Below are 15,292 nucleotides of genomic sequence, written 5' to 3' on the forward strand. Positions count from 1 at the left end.
GCTCACGTGAAGATGCCCGGCAGCGTGAACGGGTTGGCGCGCAGCTGGACGGCCTGCTGGCGCATCAGGAAGTCGACGCCGCACTGCGCGGTGGCGGTCTGCGCGTTGACCGATACCTGCGTCATCGGCAGGTAGTACTCGGACTCGATGACGCTCGGGTCAGCCCGGTCGGTGATCATCAGCCGCGCAGTGACCAGTTCCCCCGGCTGCAGGCGCTCCAGGTCATCCGTCATGCCCCGACCAACGTTGTCGATCACCAACTGCGCGCGCGGACTCTGCCCGCTGACGTCGTCGGGCAGCTTGAAGCCGAATGGGAAGCCGACGTACTCGATCCCCCGGCTTACCCAGTTCTGGGTGTCGTTGACGATGCGCAGCACGTCCGGCATGGAAGGTGCCGAGATCTCCAGCAGCATCAGCACGCCGGCCGGATCGGTCACGCGCTGGCGGCGTTCGGTGAAGGTGCTCATCCGCGCAAGTACTCCAAGGTCACGTCCCGCTTCGCAAAAAAGAAGCCTGGCGACTGCGACGAGAGCGAACCGATGTCTCCCCCCTCAAAGCGGGCGGTGACCGTGGCGCCCGTCCGCGGGTGCACGACGGTGAACCATCCGATGCGGTCGATCTCGTCGAAGTACCAATCCTCGAAGGCTTCGGCAGCCTCCGGGGTCGCGAATAGCACGGACACGGTGATCTTCTGGAGCACCTGGGAGTTGAGCTTGCGCTCCTTCGGAACACCCCTTTCCATCTCGGTGCGCTCGACCGACGGGTCGAATTTCTCGCCGTACCCGGTGATCATCAGCTTTGCATTGGTTGGCCATTGAGCCATTACACGGTCTCCTTCCAGCCAAAGCGGGACTTGCCGGCCTGCGCGATCTGGCCGCCGCTGGCGATGTCATCCGCCACCGCCCCCTTCACTTGCTGCAGCATTACGTCGATATCGAAGCCGCCGGAATCGTTCTTCTTCGCCGTGGCGGTAGCGCCGTCCGGCGCGCCGTAGACGGTCACGTTGATGGTCGGCTGCATGCCGCCGGGCTGGGAGCCAGTGCCGCTGGCCATCGGGATGACGCGCCCGTCGTTGCCAGGGATGAGATAGCTCTTGCCGCCGGCGCTGAGAAGCTCCGGCTGGTTCTGCTCGCCCACCTCGTAGATCGAGGACTGCGACACCGGGCCGCCGGCCGCGCGGCCACCGCCGAAGCTGTAGCCAGCGCCGCTGTTGAGCCAACCGGTGTTGTTCCCGAAGCTCTGCGCGCTGTATGTGCTCGAGACCCCGCTCATCGCCCCGCCACCGAAGTAGCTGGCGATGCCGCTCACGATCCCGGAGATCGCCTGCTTCGCCGCGATTCGGGCCAGGTCGGCGATGATGGAGTCGGCCAGGCTCTTGAACGAGAGCTTGCCGGTCTTTACGAACTGCACGAACGCGTCTTCGGCCGCGCTCAGCCCGTTCGTGAGCGCGCTCGCCGCCTGGTCGGAGGCATTGGCCGCCGCCGCAGCGTAGTCCTCCCACGCGCGCGTAGCCCCGGTTCGCCAGTCGGAGAGCATGGCCGAGCGGCGCTGCTGATAGTCACGCTCGATCTCGAGCGACCGGTTCAAGCTGTCCTGCAGAAGGGCCTGCTGTTTCTGGTACTCGCTCGCCGTCAGCGCGGTATTGGGGTCTCGCTGCGCCTTGTCGAGCTTTTCCTGCTCGCGAAGGTACTGGCGCTGGATGTCGAGCTGCCGCTGCAGCATCTGGGTGGCATCGGCACCGCGACCGATGCCCATCAGGTCGACGTCGGCCTGCTCTTGGCGCTGCTTCTCCAATTGGGCAAGGCGCTCGGTCAGTGCCGCTTCGGCTGCGAGGTCCTTCTGCGTCTGCTGCGAAAGCTTCGCCTTCTCGGCGCTGGCTTCCAGCAGCGGGAGCGCCGCCTTCAGCGCCTCGCGCTGGCTGCGGGTCATCGTGTTCGTGCTGTCGTCCAGCATCTGCTGCGCCTGGATCACCAGGCGATCGCTGGCCGTGACCTTCTCGCCACTCTCCGCGAGCTGGTTGTTGGCGGTGATCTGGCGCTCGATGCTGGCGAGCAGCGAATCCGAAGCGTTGCCATCGGCATTGGCGCGCGCCCGCGCTTGACCCTTCTGCGAGTCCTTCTGCAACTGCGCCAGCGCGCGATCGAACGTGCCGCCGGACACCGAACCGTCAGCGCCGAAGGTCACGCCCTTCAGGAGGTCAGACCCCGGATTGGCGACCTGAAGCGCCTTGTACTGCTGCACCAGCTTGCGGGTGCTCTCTTCGAGCTTCTCGCTGCTGGTCTTGGCCCGGGTCAGGACACCGTCGATCTGGACATACGCATCCACACCCTGCTTGCGCAGTTCGGTCGCGTAGGCATCGCCCTTGGCGAGATCCTGTTGGTCACTCTTCATCTGCTTGACGAGCTCAATCTGCTGTCGCAGGGAGGCGATGTCCTGATCTCGCTGCCCAGGGATCAGGTAGCGGGGCGCGAAGCTTCCTCCCTCGAGCGCTGCCAGCTTGCTTTGCAGATCCGCAAGCTGCAGGTCCAGCGTCGGATTGACGAGCCCCTTCAGTTCATTCGTGAACTGCGCCCACTGCGCGCGGAGATCGCCGACGTAACCGGTGAGCTCCTGCGTCTGCCGCTTCATCTCCTCCGCGCGCTTCTGGAACTCCTGCTCCGCCGCAGCGGTGGCAGCCGCAACCGCATCGGTCTCCCGCCCCTGTTCCTCCAGTGCCTTGACGTGCTCGTACACGCTGGCGGTGAGAAAGTTGTACTTCTCATCCAGGTCGAGCAGGCCCTTGGCCGGCGCCTTGGCGACCCCCTCCAAGTCCTTCGCTGCGCTCTCGACGCTCTGCCCAGTCAACTGCGCGAGATCCACCGCGGCGGCGGCGGCATTGGCCAGCGCATCGCCCGTGAGCTTGCCGCTGGCAGCCAGTGCCTGAACCGCCTTCTGTGCGTCGCTGTACCGGCCGGTCGCCTTGCCCAGCCCATCGGAAAGGCTTCGCAGCTCTCCAGCGGTCATGCCGACGGCACCGCCCGTCGCGAGCAGCGCCTGGTTGTAGCCGTCCAGCTCCTTCTCGCTCGAGTAGGTGGCGGCGGCGAAGCCGACGACTGCGGCAAGAATGCCGGTGATCGCAATGCCGGTCGCGCTGAACACGGCGCCGAGTGCGCCCGTGCGCGCGGTCAGAGAAGTGATCGAGGACTGCGCGGTTCCCCATTCCCCGGACGCGAGCGATCGCGCGAGCGTGGCGATGGACTGCTGTGCCTCGATCGACTGCAGGTTAAGCCGGCCAAGGCTGCCCGTCGTCGCATCCGATGCCTTGCCCGCATTGAGCGTTGCGGCGCGTGTGGTCTCCAGGCGCTGCTGGTACTGCTGAAAAACCTGCGGATTGATCAGCCCGAGGTCGCGCGCCTTGGACAGGCGGTCTTCCTGGTCGGCCAGGCGATCAAGCGCGGCCACCGTGGGGTTGATCTGCCCCAGCAGCTTCTTGAGGTTCAGCTCCTGCGCCTCGGTGGCCAGCGCGGCGGCGCGGGCGTCGCGCTGAGTGCGCTCCTCGGCGGCTTGCAGCGCCCGTGCCCGCGCGATCATCTGGTCCTGCTCGCTGGCCATGCGCGCCGTGGCGCTGGCCTTGAGGTCGATGCCAGCTGCGGCCAGGCGCTCCGCCTCCGCCAAGGCGCGATCGGAAAGGTTCGCTCCCCGCATGGATTCGGCGTATTCAACCGCACGCTGGGCCACCGACCGGTACCGGGCGTCCTGCTCGGCGAGTTGGCGTTCCATCTGCTGGCTGGCGGTGGTGGCGGCGCTGACGTCGACGCTCGCGCGCTTCGCCGCTTCGCCGACGCCCGAGATCGCGCCAGAAGCGCCGGCCGCTTTCTCCTGAAGCAGGGTCAGCACCGCCAGAATGGATTCCTGCGCACGGTTGAGCGCCTGCAGCTCGCTGACGGCAGCGCCCGTACCGGCGCCGATGCGGTCAAGCGCGCCACCGAGGCGGTCGCCGAGGGCGCCCGAGGAACGCTCGATGGTTCGGGAAAGCGACTGGAAGTCCCTCTCCAGCCGCTCGGCCGCACCGCCCGCGCGCTCGGCCGCCTCCGCATTCTGGTCCAGGGCTTTCGTGCCCTCGACCAGACCGCTGGAGTCCACCTTGTAGCCAAGCTCGGCGATATCCACTCAACCTCTCCCGGTTTCCTGCTGTTCGAGCACGCGCGCCCGTACCGCCGCTTGGTCCTCTCGGACCGCGCGGAGGTAGGCGTCATCCATCGACAGCAGCATTTCGATTTCCACCGGCAGGACATCCTGTCCGGTGAGGCGTTGCCATTCGCCCAGTTCGGCGAACGCGAGAGCTTCGGGCCCAGTGCGGCGCCGATTCGAAAGCTCCGAGAACCACTCCCAGAGGTGCCCACCTTCGTCAGGCACCTCCAGCTCCGGCGTCTCGATGCCGAAGCGGGCGTTGCGCTCGCGGCGCGTGTCGCCCCTCTCGTCCTTCATGTCGTAGCGAACGGTCAGGTAGACCGCGTCACTCAGCCGGGTCTTCAGCGCTGCGAAAAAAGGCCGCCCGATCCCCCAGCGCCTGGTCGACCTGCTCGGCCACCCACGGCAGTTCCTTGAAGACCGCGCGCAGGTTGCCGGCCGTGAACTCGGGCTTCTCGCCGTGGAAGGTCAGTTCGCCCTGCCAGTTCCAGCCACCGATCGAGGCGACCAGCATGTCGATGCGGGCCTGCTCCATCCGCTCGGCGGTGGCTTTGCCGCCGCGGCCGCTCAGGCGTTCGTTCATGGTGCGCCGCTGCGCCGCGCGCACCTGCGGGTGCGAGTCCGGCAGCAGGGTCAAGCACAGGCCCAGCGGCTCTTCGGTGGCGGGATGCTTGATATCGATCGTGCGCTCGGCGGCGACGATATTGCTCAGGTCGGTCATGTCGTGATCCTTTGAAAGCGATCCGGAAGGAAGATCCCAGGGAAGCCGGCCGGATCAGTTCCGGCTTGTCAGGCGGCCGCCCTATCCCCGGGATGTGCGGTTACGGGGTGACGGGCGCGGCGACGATCAGCGGGACCTGATTCAGGGCCAGCGTGAAGGTGTTGAGGATGAAGTCCTCGTTCCGGCCACCGGGCGAGTTCGGGCCGGCGACCAGGCCGCGCAGGTATTCCAGCGTGCCGTTGGGGCGCTCGACCTTGAACGCATAGGCGTCCGGGACGTTCGGCGCACCAGCCGCGCGCATGGCGATCTGGCCCGGGTCCGCCAGGTCCTCGGCGAGCTCGACCTGCGGGTCGCCGGCGTTGGTGATGCCCTTGCCCTTCATCGAGACCTGCGTGTCCCAGGTGTCGTAGCTGACGATGTTGGTATTGATGCCGCGCTCGCCGACGCTGCCGACTTTCTTGACCAGGACATAGGTCAGGGCCTCGAAGCCCGCCTCGTCCAGATCCTCGTTCTTGGGCGTCATGCAGATGTAGAGCTTGGAGCCGCTGTTGGTTTGTGCCTCGGGCATTGCTGTGTCCTCGCGTTGGGCAATAAAAAACCCGCCACGGGGCGGGGTTCTGGTGGTGCGCGCTTTGCTCTGGCGATCAGCCGTCGAAGCCGCGCCAGGGGATGGTCACCGGATGCATGATGCGCTCCGGATCTGGGATGACGGCCGACGTCCAGGGCCTCTGGTAGACCCGCATCCCGGCGAACGTCGTCCCTTTGCCGAAGAAGGCGATGACCTGATCGGTGAGCTGCGTGCCGATGACGATTCCCTGCCCCGGCGGGTAGCACACAGCGAGCTGGGCGAAGCCTTGCAGCAGCGACGGACCTTCGTCGGCCATGCCGTAGTTCTGGGTCTTGTTCGGAAACCACTGCAGCTCAAGCCACGCACCGCTCGCCGGCGGCGCGAACCCGACCCCCGGATACGAGCACGGCAGGGCCTGCGCCGCGGCGAACTGCGTCACGAGCGCCGCGAAGGCGGTATAGATGGCGGTATCCGTCACGGGATCTGCTCCTTCACCTTGAGCGTGGCGCGTTGGACGATGAAGGGCCAGTTCTGCGCCGCCGCGCGCGCGAAGCCCTTGCCGGCCTGCGCGTACTTCCGGCCCAAGCGATCCTCGCCGTAGAAACCGTGTTCGATGCGCATGGCGTAGGCGGCAGTCCAGCCGATCCACACCGACTGGCCGATTTCCAGCCCCAGGAATACGAGCTGGGGAACGGCGCCGCCCGCGCTGGGCACGCCATCGGTCGAGGCCGCGCTCGAGTTGCGCAAGAAGCTGGTGTCGACCGGCATCTTGCCGCCCTGCGCCTCGGGCGTGTTCGCCTCGTCGAGCAGCTCCTGCGCGGACTCGCGGAAGATGGCCTGCTGGCGCAGCTTCGCGCGCTCGGCGAAGGACTTCACCTGGTCACCGAACTTGCTGGCCACGTAGCGCCTCCGCTGCCATGTCGATGCGGTATAGCTTGGTGCATCGGCAGTTGATCGTTTCCTCAGGCGGCGCGCCCAAGCTCGTGTCGCCCGGGAACATCATCTGCGCCCCGTTGGGAGAGACGAAAGGTTCGCCGAAGGCGCGCTTCTGGCCGCTCATCTCCTGGTGCGTGTGCCGCGTGCGCCTGTCGCCCGTAGCCGACCATGTGCCGATGACGTTCTCGGGCGCCAGGCCGCCGGCGGCGATGTGCTGCCGGAAGGATTCTTCCCGGCCGGCGCTCAACGCCGTGATCGATTCGGCCCGGGCGATGGTCTCGCCCCGCAGCGCCAGCAGCCGGTCGGCGTACCTGCCGGCGATCTTGTCGATGTCCGCTGGCGAGACCGGCCGACGGGCCTGCATAGCACGCCGGACAGCGGCGTCGAAGCGCTTGTCGCGCCGCTGGCGATCGAAGTACTGCGCCATGCGTCCCGGATCGCCGCTGGCCAGCTCAGCGCGCATGTTCGCCACGAACTGGGCCTGCTGGGACGTCAGCCCGACCACGCCGCCGGCGCGCTGCCCGGTGGCACCGGCACGCCCGACGAGTTCGAGCGCCGTCTGGCGCGGGTTGCGCCCTGCGGCCAGGCCCTGCTGCAGCACGACACGGATCACCTCGCGTTGGTCGTTGACGATGCCGGTGATCAGCCTTGCCGAGTTCTGCTGCAGCCAGCGCTCGGCGACCGGGTTGCGCAGGTCAAACTGCGTGCGCAGCACGGGAGCGGTGGCCTTTGGCCGGTAGCTGCCCGTGACCACCGGATCCAGCTTGAGCCGGATCGCCGGCATCTCCTTCGTCGCCACCGCGCCGCCGGCCTTGAATGCGCCACGCAGGGCCTCGGCAAGGTCCGCGAAGCGCGGTTCGTCCAGGCCCAGGACCGTGAGCACGTCGTCCACCCGGCCGGCCTGCATCAGGTCGGCGATGACCTGCACCGCGGCCTCGTTCGCCACGCTGCGCACCGCCTTGAGGAAGGCCCGCTGAAACGCCGGCTCCAGCTGCACCGCCAGCTGATCCAGTTGGCGGGCGGTGGCTGCGGCCATTACTTCCTCGCATGGAACTCGTAGAGAAGGACCTGCGCGCCGGGAGAGATAGGCTGCAGGTCAAACAAGTGGTACAGCTGGCCGCCCAGCAGGATCCGGTCATCCTTGGTCGGCGTGATGTCGATGGCGGTGGAGATGAGCCCCAGCTTGTCCCCGCGCAGCACCAGCGTGGCGTCGCGGTTGGTCAGACTGTATTCGGTCTCCACGACCTTGCAGTCGTGCCGCGTCGGCGGCCCCGGCTGCGGGTTGTAGGCCGGCCCGGTGGGCACCCCATCCCGTTCCAGCTGGGAGGCGTAGCCGTAGCGAGCGATCAAGCGCTGGGCGGTTGCCTGCAGGCGATCGTAGAAGGCGCTCATACGACGAGCACCGCGGGCGATGTCAGCCGGGTGAGAAGCAGCGGCGCCAGGATCTCATCGATCACCGGCACGACCGGCCGGTTCGGAGTTGCAGTTCCTTCGCCTTCGGCTGCCGCGTAGGTGACATCGATGGGCCCGACCTTCTCGCGCGTGACCTGCGCGCTGGCCACGAAGTCCGGCGACAGGCTGCCCGGCTCGGTCAGCTCGCGCACGGCCGCCTCGTAGGTTGCCCGTTCGACTTCGTCGGGCACCAGGTCAATCGGGAGCTCATTGCCGTCGTAATCGACGGCGCCGGTGCGGGGCCACTCGTTCGGCTGGCCCCGCCCCTCCGTGCGCACGCCGGGGAACATCGAAGCCCAGCGGCCCGAAGGCAGCAGGTAGCGGTAGCGTCCATCGATGTAATCCGTGGCGCGGACCAGCGCGGCCGTGCGCGCCTCGTTGCTACCCTCACCCCACGCGGTGTTACCGCGCGCAGCGTGGTAGCCGTCCGCACCTTCCAGCGTGCCGTACATGGGTCAGCTCCCGGTGCCGCCGGCGGCGGCCTTCTGTGCCTCGTCCAGCGCGGCGCGCAGCTTCTCCACGCCCCAGCGCTTGTCGAACTTCACCTTCGCAGCTTCGAGCTGGGCGATCAGCTCCGCCTTTTCCTCTTCGGTGCTCGGCGCGGCCGCTTCGGCCTTGAGCTCCGCGAGCTGGCTACCGATGTGCGAATCGCGATCCGCCTGGGTCAGCGAGTTCCAGGCTTCCAGCTCTAGGCCCGACGCTTCGAAGGCCTGGCGCACCAGGTCGTCCAGATCGGTGACCTTGTCTTCGATCAGCGGCACGTCGGCCGGCAGGTTGCGGGTGCCGATGATCGCCGCCTTCGCCGAGTCCTTGCCCTCGATCAGGATGCCGGCGGCGATCCACGCCTGGACCACGGCGTTTTTCTTGAGAGTGGCCCAGTCCGGCACCGGGGCCGGCACTTCCGGTACCAGCACCTGGCCGCTCGGAAGCCCCAGCGGCGTCGCGTGCTTGTTGATGATCTGCATGTGCATGCTCCAGTAGGACCCCGGCGCGGTGCCGGGGTCGTGAGGGTCAGATGCCGTCCAGGTAGACGACGTCCTTCGGCAGGCGCACGTCCAGGCCGCCCAGGCGCATCACGCCGGGGATATCCCAGCGCAGCGGACCCGACTGGTACACCGGCAGGAACCGGTGCGGCATCGGCATGTGCAGCTTCAGCACGTTCGGATCCTTCCGATACGCGATCAGGCGGGCCACGCCACCGGCACCGGCGGTATCCAGGCCGCGCAGTCCGCGCACGGTGAGCTGGCGACCGGTGGCGGCGTTGTACACGTTGTTGGCCAGGAACCACTGCAGGATGGTCGCGTCGCTGTTGTCGCTCATCTTGCGAGTCGCGATGGCCAGGTACTTCGACCACGGCACCAGCAGCGTGTCGGCGATCGAGGTCGTGTTGGTGCCGTTGAACACGTTGAGCAGCGACGCGTTCATGTCCGCGACGATCTGGTCCGGCGTCGCAGTGTTCCAGCTGCCGGTCGGAGCGGCCACGGGCGTGACGTTGGTAGCGTTGAACAGGCCGCTGAAGCCCTTCTGGCTGTCGCCCTGCAGTGCGACGCGGTCCACCAGCTCCTCCGCCGCGCGGCGGGCGGCCATGGCGTCCTCGCTCGGCAGGTTGATGCCCAGCATCTGGGCGCGGCCGATTTCCTCCCAGCCGTAGCCGTAGCCGATGCCCGCGGTGTACACCGGGGTCTCGAACTTCGAACGGGTGGTACCGGCGCGGGGGATGTCGTCCGCGTTGCCGTTGATCCAGTCGGCCTTGCCGTACTGGTCCGACGAGAAGTAGGTCACCGAGGTGGCGAACTCGCTGCCGGAGGTATCGACCGGGATCAGGTCGCGGTACTGCACGTCCGGATAGACCGTGCGGTAGACGCCCGGCTCGATGATCGAGGCCTGGGCGATGACGAAGCCCAAGGCTGCCTGGGCGTCGATGACGGGGATTGCGCTCATGTGGTCGGCTCCTTAACCGAGACGGACGACGGCCAGCTGGCCAGCCGCGGTGGTGCTGGTGTCCCAGCGGGCGCCGGCGATGGCGGTGTTCGACGTGGCCACGTTGGTGAACGTGCCGGTCGGGGTGACGTAGACGGCATCGCCGGCGGCGACCGCGACAGCGGCCACGACCCAGATGTCGCCCTTGGTGCTGACGCGCGCCGACTCGCCGACACCGAAGCTGTCGACCGCGCGTCCGGTCACCTGGCCGCCGGAGACGCTGAGGCCCGAAGCCGAGCGATCCAGCAGGGTGATGCCCACGAACTTGCCAGTGGTGAAGGCCGCGACGCTCTTGTCGGTGGCGCCCTGCTGCACCGGCTTGCCGAAGGCGATCGCCGCGCCCTCGACGGTGCGCGAGATGATGGTGGCCGGCACCATCGTGGCCTGTGCGCCGGCGACGGCGGCCGGCTGGTTGTCCGGGTAGTTGGTCTGCAGTGCCATGGCTTAGGCCTCCTTCTGGCCGGCGGTGCGATAGTCCAGGCCCTGGACCGAGGCGGCGTAGCCGTTGTCTTTGACGGCAACCGGAGTGCGGTTCGCGCTGTCGCCCAGTGCGCGGACCACCGGGTCCTTCTTCGCGTCCTCGACGAGGATGTCGAAGCGCGCCTGGACGTAGTCGTCCGACTTGCCGGCGACCGCGGCGTCGCCGAGCTTTCCGACGACGGCGGTCTTGCGGACTTCGGCGTCGCTCTTGCCGCGGTAGTCCGCGTCGTGGATCGACTTCGCCGCGGCCACCAGGTCACCGCGCTCCTGCACGCGAGCGTCGATGGCCGCGGCATCCAGCACCTTGCCCTTCAGGTCGTCGATGGTGGCGTCGCGCTTGGTGATCTCCGCGTCCTTCGCGGTGATCGCGGCGGTGTGCTCGGCCGCCTGGCGCTGGGTGGCTGCCTGCGAGTCGCTGAGCTGGCGCTGCAGCTTCTCGATGGCCTGGGCGCCGGCGTCAGTGGTTTCGACGGAAAGACCGTCCACCACGACCGTGCGCGTCTTGATGTCGCTCATGGATTTCTCCTGTTTGTGATGGGCGCGCGGATCCAGAGCACCGGGATGGCGCCCATCCCCGATGCGAAGTTGGTCGCCGCCCCGGGCCTTCTTGACCAGGGCGACGTGGTTCATGCGCAGCTGCGTCTGCACTGCGTCGTAGGGCTGGCCTTCCGGCGTGACACCGTCGCGGAACACGATCTCGGCGCTGTAGCCCATCGACAGCTCGCGCTTGCCGGACTCGTAGGCCTTGATCGCCGCGGCATCCATGAGCACCAGCGGCACTCGCACGAACTGGCCGTCGCGCACCACCTCCGCGCCCGTGGCGCCGGCGGAGACCGCCTTCCAGGTGTCGGCGTCCACCATCTGCGCCGGGTGCTCGACCGTGACCGGCCGGTAGGCGTAGCTGTGCATCGCGTCCTGCGCGAAGACCTCCTCCGGCGGGCGGTACACCCGCACGATGGGGATGTCCGGGCGGCCCAGTTCCGAGCCCAGGTATTCCTGGATGCCGGTGCGGGCGACCTTGGCGTCGGCCACGAGGTAGCCGTCCGCGGTGCGGCGTGGCGCCGACACCGAGACTCGATCGGTGAGAAACATGGGTTTACTCCTCGCGGACCTTCGACTTCCGGTCGGTATCCAGGGGTTCGAAGATCTCCGGGCCCAGCACGATGGCGCCGCGGTACGGCTCCACGGCTTCCAGGTCGACCTCCCCGGACGCATAGGTGAACGTGATGTGCGGCTGGTACTCGGGCCAGTCCCACGACGCGCCAGCGCCCTTGATCGCCTCGTGGCGCCAGGACAGCTCCAAGCTGTTGAACAGCAGCACCACCGCGCCCTCGCCGAACTTTTCGATGAGCCGCGCGCCGCCGGGCTTGATGGTCATCCCACCGTTCTCGCCCGAGGCCCAGTCGCTGCCAGCTTTCATCCAGTCCACCGGATCGCGGCTGAAGGCGATCGTGACGTGCAGGTCTTCCGCCGGCAGCGTGGTCTCGAAGCCCTGCTCCTTTGCCCAGGCGATGATGTCGGCCGCGTTGGTCACCTTGCGGTGCACATACAGCGGCCGGGGCATCGCGTCGGTGGTCAGCATGGCGGCGGCGACGTCGTCCGCATCCGGATCCACCTCGCCCTCGTCGGTAGGCACGTAGTCCGCCATCTCCGATTCCAAGCCCGGTGCGACGCCCGCCTCCGTGAGCATGTTGACTGCCACCTTGGACAGCACGTCGTCAGGCAGCAGCCGCGTGTCGGCGATGGTCTTGATCGTGTCGGCCGTGGTCTTGCCGATGTCGGCGCGCTCCTTGTCCGTGCTCTGCCACAGGCTGCGCCAGCTGTAGAACAGCTCAGCCGGCCGCGTGCCCAGCGAAGACCGGATCAGGCACTCGTCCAGCACCGACAGCGCCGGCGTCAGCACCAGCTCCTGGCCGGAGCGGATCCGGTCGTAGTAGTTCCGGATGTCGCCCTCGCCTGTGGAGTTGAGCCCGCTGGGCGACTGGCCCAGCAGACGGGTCACCGGAATGTCGGCCGCGCCGCTGACCAGCTGCATGAAGGACATCATCACGTCGGTCAAGCCGGCGAAGTTCGTCTGCTTGTTGCTGTAGGTCTCCTCGCCGTCCAGCACCAGCATGCCGTTGATGCCCTTGGCCATCGCCGCCAGCTGCAGACGCTTCAGCAGCTCCGCCTCGTAGGCCGGCTCCGAGAGGCTGTTCATCAGGTTGGGGATGTTGATCACATCCACCTTGGCTTCGAACACGAGCGAGGCGATGTTCGCGGCCGTCGAGTCGGCGTTCTTCACTGCATCCATGACAGCCAGCAGCACCGAGTCGCCCCAGCCGTCGCCGACGTCAAGTTCCGGATCCGGCTTCGGCGCGCCGTGGTAGATGACCAGCCGCGACGGGTGGATATTCACCTGGCCACCGGCGGCGGTGCTCAGCGTGTAGACGCTCGGCTTGCCGTAGTTGGGCGACTCCGGATCACGCTCCAGCTCGCCCGCCTTCAGTACGCGGCGCGTCAGCACGTTGAGGTGCCGAATGCCGTCCTTGCCGATACGGGTCGGATCGAGCGGCAGGCTCGGGTTCGCATCGCCGGTGCCGATGTATAGCGCGGCACCGCCGAACAGCCGCGCCTTGAAGCTGGCTTCCAACGACTTGCCCTGCAGGCCGAGGCGCTTCTCCTCTGCCTCGATCGCGCTGATCTCGTCTTGCTCGGCATTCCACGTGCGCCAGTTGCGGTGCGCATCGAGTGCCGGGATATCCACGATCTTTCGCGGCAGCCATGCGCCACGGTAGGCGTTGGCCAGCTGGTGGTCGTCCATCAAGGGCAGCAGGTAGAGGCTGGCAGCGGCCTTGTCCCGCGGCGTGCCCAGGTTCGCGACCAGGTTGACCAGCCCGTCGCGGATTGTGGCGAGCTTCCCCATCAGAGTGCGTTCCCGAGGTTGTAGGTACTGCCGGTGACCAGTTCGGCGAATGCGCCGGAGAGCGCGTCGACCTGGTCGTCATGCTTCGCGTTGGGGAACTCGGCGATCTCATCGAGGAACGCCTGTACCCATGGGCCGTTCACCAGCTTGATGTTCCCGGCCTCGGCCTGTGCCTCGACCGGCGTGGCGCGGACCTCCTTCGAGCCCGACTCCAGCGCTGCCTTGATGTCCCATCCCGCGAGCAGCTTCACCTGGTGCGCGGCGTTGCTCTTGCCGGCGGCGCCCGGGTCCTGCGGGATGCGAACCTTGATCGTCTTCCCGTCCTGCAGCGCCGTGTTCTTGAGCATCCGCTCAACGCCAGCAGGCGACACCTGATCGCGCACCACGTCGAGCACGTAGTACGTGCCGGCGCTCTCTCCCAGCAGCAGACCGACGGTGTAGTCCGGATCGCCGCTGGTGGCCTCCTTCGGATCCGTGGCGGCGAAGTCCCACCGCCGGACCTTCCGGACATTGGAGATGGCCGGCGCCGCTTCCACGACCTCGAACCATTCCCGCTTGAATTTGCCGCCATCGCGCGGCGTCGGCCGCTGCTGGTACTGGCCGGCGTAGGCGTATGAGCCCTTCGCCCGCTTCAGCCTGGCGATTTCCGCCGCCGGGAAGCGCTCCGGGAACAGCAGCTCGCCATCCTCGGTGCGCGGATCTTCGAAGAACAGCTCGCCGTCGATGTAGGTGCGGCACGGCCCGCCGGTCTTCTTCCCGTCCTTGTCGATGCGCTCGGCCTCGAACTCCATGGGGAGGTTGAGGTGCACGAAGCCCAGGTCAAGCTCCAGCGCCACCGCCGCGACGTCCTGCTGGTGCAGGCGCTGCATGATGATCACCATCGCCGACGACGTGATGTCGTTGAGGCGGTCGGTGATGCCCTCGCGGAAGATGCGCACCGTGGTCTTGCGCTCGGCGTCGCTCTCGGCCGTCTCGGTCGAATGCGGGTCATCCACCTTGACCCGGTCGCCGCGGCCGCCCGTCATCGAGCTGAAGGGACGCGCCTCGCTGAAGCCGTTGGCGGTGTTCTCGAACTTGCCCTTCGCGTTCTGGTCGCCGCGCAGCTGCAGGGGCCAGAGCGCCTGGTACTGGTCGCTGTCGATCAAGCGCCGCAGTTTCAGGTTGTCGCGCAGGACGTTGGGCTGGCTGTACGACGTGGCCAGCATCTGCAGGTCGGGCCGACCGGCCGGGCCCCACTCCCACGCGGTCCAGAAGACCATCAGGAGCGACTTCATCATGCCCGGCGGCACGGTCATCAGCAGGAACTGGATGCGGCCCTCGGTGACGGCCTCCAGGTGCCGGCACATGGCCTGCAGCGCCCATCCGAACTTCAGGGGCCGCGTGGGCTCCAGGATCTTCCAATGCTCTCGGATGAACCCCTCGAGCGTCTGGCACCGGGCCCGGATTGCCTCGCCCTGCTCGGCGATGCGCGCACGCTCGGCCTCAGCCTTCCTGCGCGCCCTCTCCGCTCGGATCTCCGCCAGCGTCGGCAAGCGGACCGAGGATCGATTCCAGGCGATCGAGTTCATCTTCGGAAAGCTTGCTCAGGTCGTAGGTGCCCACGGCACCGGAATGCTTATGGCGCTCGACCAGCAGGCCGGCCAGCTTGGCCTTACCCATGGTGGCCGCGACGGCGGCGCTGGGCTGCCGCTCCCGCAGGGCCATGCCGCGCGCCTGCTCCAGTTCCTCGGCCAGGCTCTCCACCGTGATCTCGGCCTTCTTCGCCAGCCGAGCCTGCCCTGCATCCACTGCAGCACGTACCTGAGCATTCCTTAGCAGGCGGCATGCTTGGACCTCTGCAGACCCCGGTGCATAGCCGGCGCGGGTGGCCGCCTGCTTCCCGTTCTGGTCCTTCAGGTACTCGAGCACGAAGCGCTGCTGCTTCGGGGTCAGGCCACCCGACTTGGCAGGCGCAGCCTTGGGTGCCAGCCGGCGCGCTGCCCTCCGGGCTTTCGAATTTGACTTGGGCATGGGTAGACGCCCCCGGGAGGGCTTAAGTGGGTGGGTGCATCGGCATACAATCTCGCCGCGATGGCCTCAG

Annotated in this window: 18 protein-coding genes; all 18 read right to left on the reverse strand. The window is 67.5% G+C overall.

Annotated elements, in window-relative coordinates; translation table 11 throughout:
• Window positions 1-2 precede the first annotated feature (2 nt).
• Entirely contained in the window at window positions 3-467 is a 465-nt protein-coding gene (locus ARC20_RS01670) for a DUF1833 family protein (RefSeq protein WP_057643346.1), read from the reverse strand.
• Window positions 464-823, reverse strand: a complete 360-nt coding sequence (locus tag ARC20_RS01675) for a hypothetical protein (RefSeq protein ID WP_057643348.1) — start codon at window positions 821-823, stop codon at window positions 464-466. Before ARC20_RS01675 ends, ARC20_RS01670 begins: the two co-directional genes overlap by 4 nt.
• On the reverse strand, window positions 823-4,149 hold the full coding sequence (locus ARC20_RS01680; protein ID WP_057643350.1) for a phage tail tape measure protein: 3,327 nt from the start codon (window positions 4,147-4,149) through the stop codon (window positions 823-825). Before ARC20_RS01680 ends, ARC20_RS01675 begins: the two co-directional genes overlap by 1 nt.
• Window positions 4,150-4,467, reverse strand: a complete 318-nt coding sequence (locus ARC20_RS01685) for a phage tail assembly chaperone (protein ID WP_057643353.1) — start codon at window positions 4,465-4,467, stop codon at window positions 4,150-4,152.
• Window positions 4,468-4,495: 28 nt separating this feature from the next.
• The gene (locus ARC20_RS01690) at window positions 4,496-4,891 is read right to left on the reverse strand and encodes a hypothetical protein (RefSeq protein WP_057643356.1); all 396 of its coding nucleotides are present in this window, start codon (window positions 4,889-4,891) and stop codon (window positions 4,496-4,498) included.
• A 100-nt stretch (window positions 4,892-4,991) separates the two neighbouring features.
• A complete protein-coding gene (locus ARC20_RS01695; RefSeq protein ID WP_057643364.1) occupies window positions 4,992-5,459 on the reverse strand; it encodes a hypothetical protein in 468 nt (155 codons plus the stop codon).
• 76 nt (window positions 5,460-5,535) lie between these two features.
• Window positions 5,536-5,937, reverse strand: coding sequence for a phage tail terminator-like protein (locus ARC20_RS01700; protein ID WP_057643367.1), 402 nt, complete (start codon window positions 5,935-5,937; stop codon window positions 5,536-5,538).
• Window positions 5,934-6,359: a hypothetical protein gene (locus tag ARC20_RS01705; protein ID WP_057643370.1), complete on the reverse strand. Its 426-nt coding sequence runs from the start codon at window positions 6,357-6,359 to the stop codon at window positions 5,934-5,936. The genes ARC20_RS01700 and ARC20_RS01705 overlap by 4 nt, the downstream gene beginning before the upstream one ends.
• A complete protein-coding gene (locus tag ARC20_RS01710; protein ID WP_057643372.1) occupies window positions 6,340-7,431 on the reverse strand; it encodes a phage minor head protein in 1,092 nt (363 codons plus the stop codon). Before ARC20_RS01710 ends, ARC20_RS01705 begins: the two co-directional genes overlap by 20 nt.
• The gene (locus ARC20_RS01715; RefSeq protein WP_057643376.1) at window positions 7,431-7,787 is read right to left on the reverse strand and encodes a hypothetical protein; all 357 of its coding nucleotides are present in this window, start codon (window positions 7,785-7,787) and stop codon (window positions 7,431-7,433) included. The genes ARC20_RS01710 and ARC20_RS01715 overlap by 1 nt, the downstream gene beginning before the upstream one ends.
• Window positions 7,784-8,299 carry a DnaT-like ssDNA-binding protein gene (locus ARC20_RS01720; RefSeq protein WP_057643378.1) on the reverse strand — a complete coding sequence of 172 codons (516 nt, stop codon included), beginning with the start codon at window positions 8,297-8,299 and terminating at the stop codon, window positions 7,784-7,786. Before ARC20_RS01720 ends, ARC20_RS01715 begins: the two co-directional genes overlap by 4 nt.
• 3 nt (window positions 8,300-8,302) lie before the next feature.
• On the reverse strand, window positions 8,303-8,812 hold the full coding sequence (locus ARC20_RS01725) for a hypothetical protein (RefSeq protein WP_057643381.1): 510 nt from the start codon (window positions 8,810-8,812) through the stop codon (window positions 8,303-8,305).
• Between the two features lie 46 nt (window positions 8,813-8,858).
• Window positions 8,859-9,788 carry a DUF2184 domain-containing protein gene (locus ARC20_RS01730; RefSeq protein ID WP_057643385.1) on the reverse strand — a complete coding sequence of 310 codons (930 nt, stop codon included), beginning with the start codon at window positions 9,786-9,788 and terminating at the stop codon, window positions 8,859-8,861.
• A gap of 12 nt (window positions 9,789-9,800) precedes the next feature.
• Window positions 9,801-10,268 (reverse strand): structural cement protein Gp24, encoded by a 468-nt coding sequence (locus ARC20_RS01735; RefSeq protein ID WP_057643388.1) that lies wholly within the window; start codon window positions 10,266-10,268, stop codon window positions 9,801-9,803.
• A 3-nt stretch (window positions 10,269-10,271) separates the two neighbouring features.
• Window positions 10,272-11,399, reverse strand: coding sequence for a DUF2213 domain-containing protein (locus tag ARC20_RS01740; RefSeq protein ID WP_057643391.1), 1,128 nt, complete (start codon window positions 11,397-11,399; stop codon window positions 10,272-10,274).
• A gap of 4 nt (window positions 11,400-11,403) precedes the next feature.
• Entirely contained in the window at window positions 11,404-13,212 is a 1,809-nt protein-coding gene (locus tag ARC20_RS01745) for an anti-CBASS protein Acb1 family protein (protein WP_057643395.1), read from the reverse strand.
• Window positions 13,212-14,780 carry a phage terminase large subunit gene (gene terL / locus ARC20_RS01750; protein WP_181360124.1) on the reverse strand — a complete coding sequence of 523 codons (1,569 nt, stop codon included), beginning with the start codon at window positions 14,778-14,780 and terminating at the stop codon, window positions 13,212-13,214. Before terL ends, ARC20_RS01745 begins: the two co-directional genes overlap by 1 nt.
• A complete protein-coding gene (locus tag ARC20_RS17830; RefSeq protein WP_081417983.1) occupies window positions 14,695-15,222 on the reverse strand; it encodes a terminase small subunit in 528 nt (175 codons plus the stop codon). Before ARC20_RS17830 ends, terL begins: the two co-directional genes overlap by 86 nt.
• Window positions 15,223-15,292: the final 70 nt, after the last annotated feature.

It is taken from the genome of Stenotrophomonas panacihumi, assembly GCF_001431645.1.
Taxonomy (GTDB): Bacteria; Pseudomonadota; Gammaproteobacteria; order Xanthomonadales; family Xanthomonadaceae; genus Stenotrophomonas_A; species Stenotrophomonas_A panacihumi.

Bases quoted from the DNA above. Each gene is read 5' to 3' on its own strand.
- ARC20_RS01675 (WP_057643348.1), bottom strand. From the start codon at position 823: ATGGCTCAATGGCCAACCAATGCAAAGCTGATGATCACCGGGTACGGC.
- ARC20_RS01690 (WP_057643356.1), bottom strand. From the start codon at position 4,891: ATGACCGACCTGAGCAATATCGTCGCCGCCGAGCGCACGATCGATATC.
- ARC20_RS01735 (WP_057643388.1), bottom strand. From the start codon at position 10,268: ATGGCACTGCAGACCAACTACCCGGACAACCAGCCGGCCGCCGTCGCC.
- ARC20_RS01715 (WP_057643376.1), bottom strand. From the start codon at position 7,787: ATGAGCGCCTTCTACGATCGCCTGCAGGCAACCGCCCAGCGCTTGATC.
- ARC20_RS01685 (WP_057643353.1), bottom strand. From the start codon at position 4,467: ATGAAGGACGAGAGGGGCGACACGCGCCGCGAGCGCAACGCCCGCTTC.
- ARC20_RS01730 (WP_057643385.1), bottom strand. From the start codon at position 9,788: ATGAGCGCAATCCCCGTCATCGACGCCCAGGCAGCCTTGGGCTTCGTC.
- ARC20_RS01745 (WP_057643395.1), bottom strand. From the start codon at position 13,212: ATGGGGAAGCTCGCCACAATCCGCGACGGGCTGGTCAACCTGGTCGCG.
- ARC20_RS01710 (WP_057643372.1), bottom strand. From the start codon at position 7,431: ATGGCCGCAGCCACCGCCCGCCAACTGGATCAGCTGGCGGTGCAGCTG.
- terL (WP_181360124.1), bottom strand. From the start codon at position 14,780: ATGAACTCGATCGCCTGGAATCGATCCTCGGTCCGCTTGCCGACGCTG.
- ARC20_RS17830 (WP_081417983.1), bottom strand. From the start codon at position 15,222: ATGCCCAAGTCAAATTCGAAAGCCCGGAGGGCAGCGCGCCGGCTGGCA.
- ARC20_RS01695 (WP_057643364.1), bottom strand. From the start codon at position 5,459: ATGCCCGAGGCACAAACCAACAGCGGCTCCAAGCTCTACATCTGCATG.
- ARC20_RS01720 (WP_057643378.1), bottom strand. From the start codon at position 8,299: ATGTACGGCACGCTGGAAGGTGCGGACGGCTACCACGCTGCGCGCGGT.
- ARC20_RS01740 (WP_057643391.1), bottom strand. From the start codon at position 11,399: ATGTTTCTCACCGATCGAGTCTCGGTGTCGGCGCCACGCCGCACCGCG.
- ARC20_RS01670 (WP_057643346.1), bottom strand. From the start codon at position 467: ATGAGCACCTTCACCGAACGCCGCCAGCGCGTGACCGATCCGGCCGGC.
- ARC20_RS01725 (WP_057643381.1), bottom strand. From the start codon at position 8,812: ATGCAGATCATCAACAAGCACGCGACGCCGCTGGGGCTTCCGAGCGGC.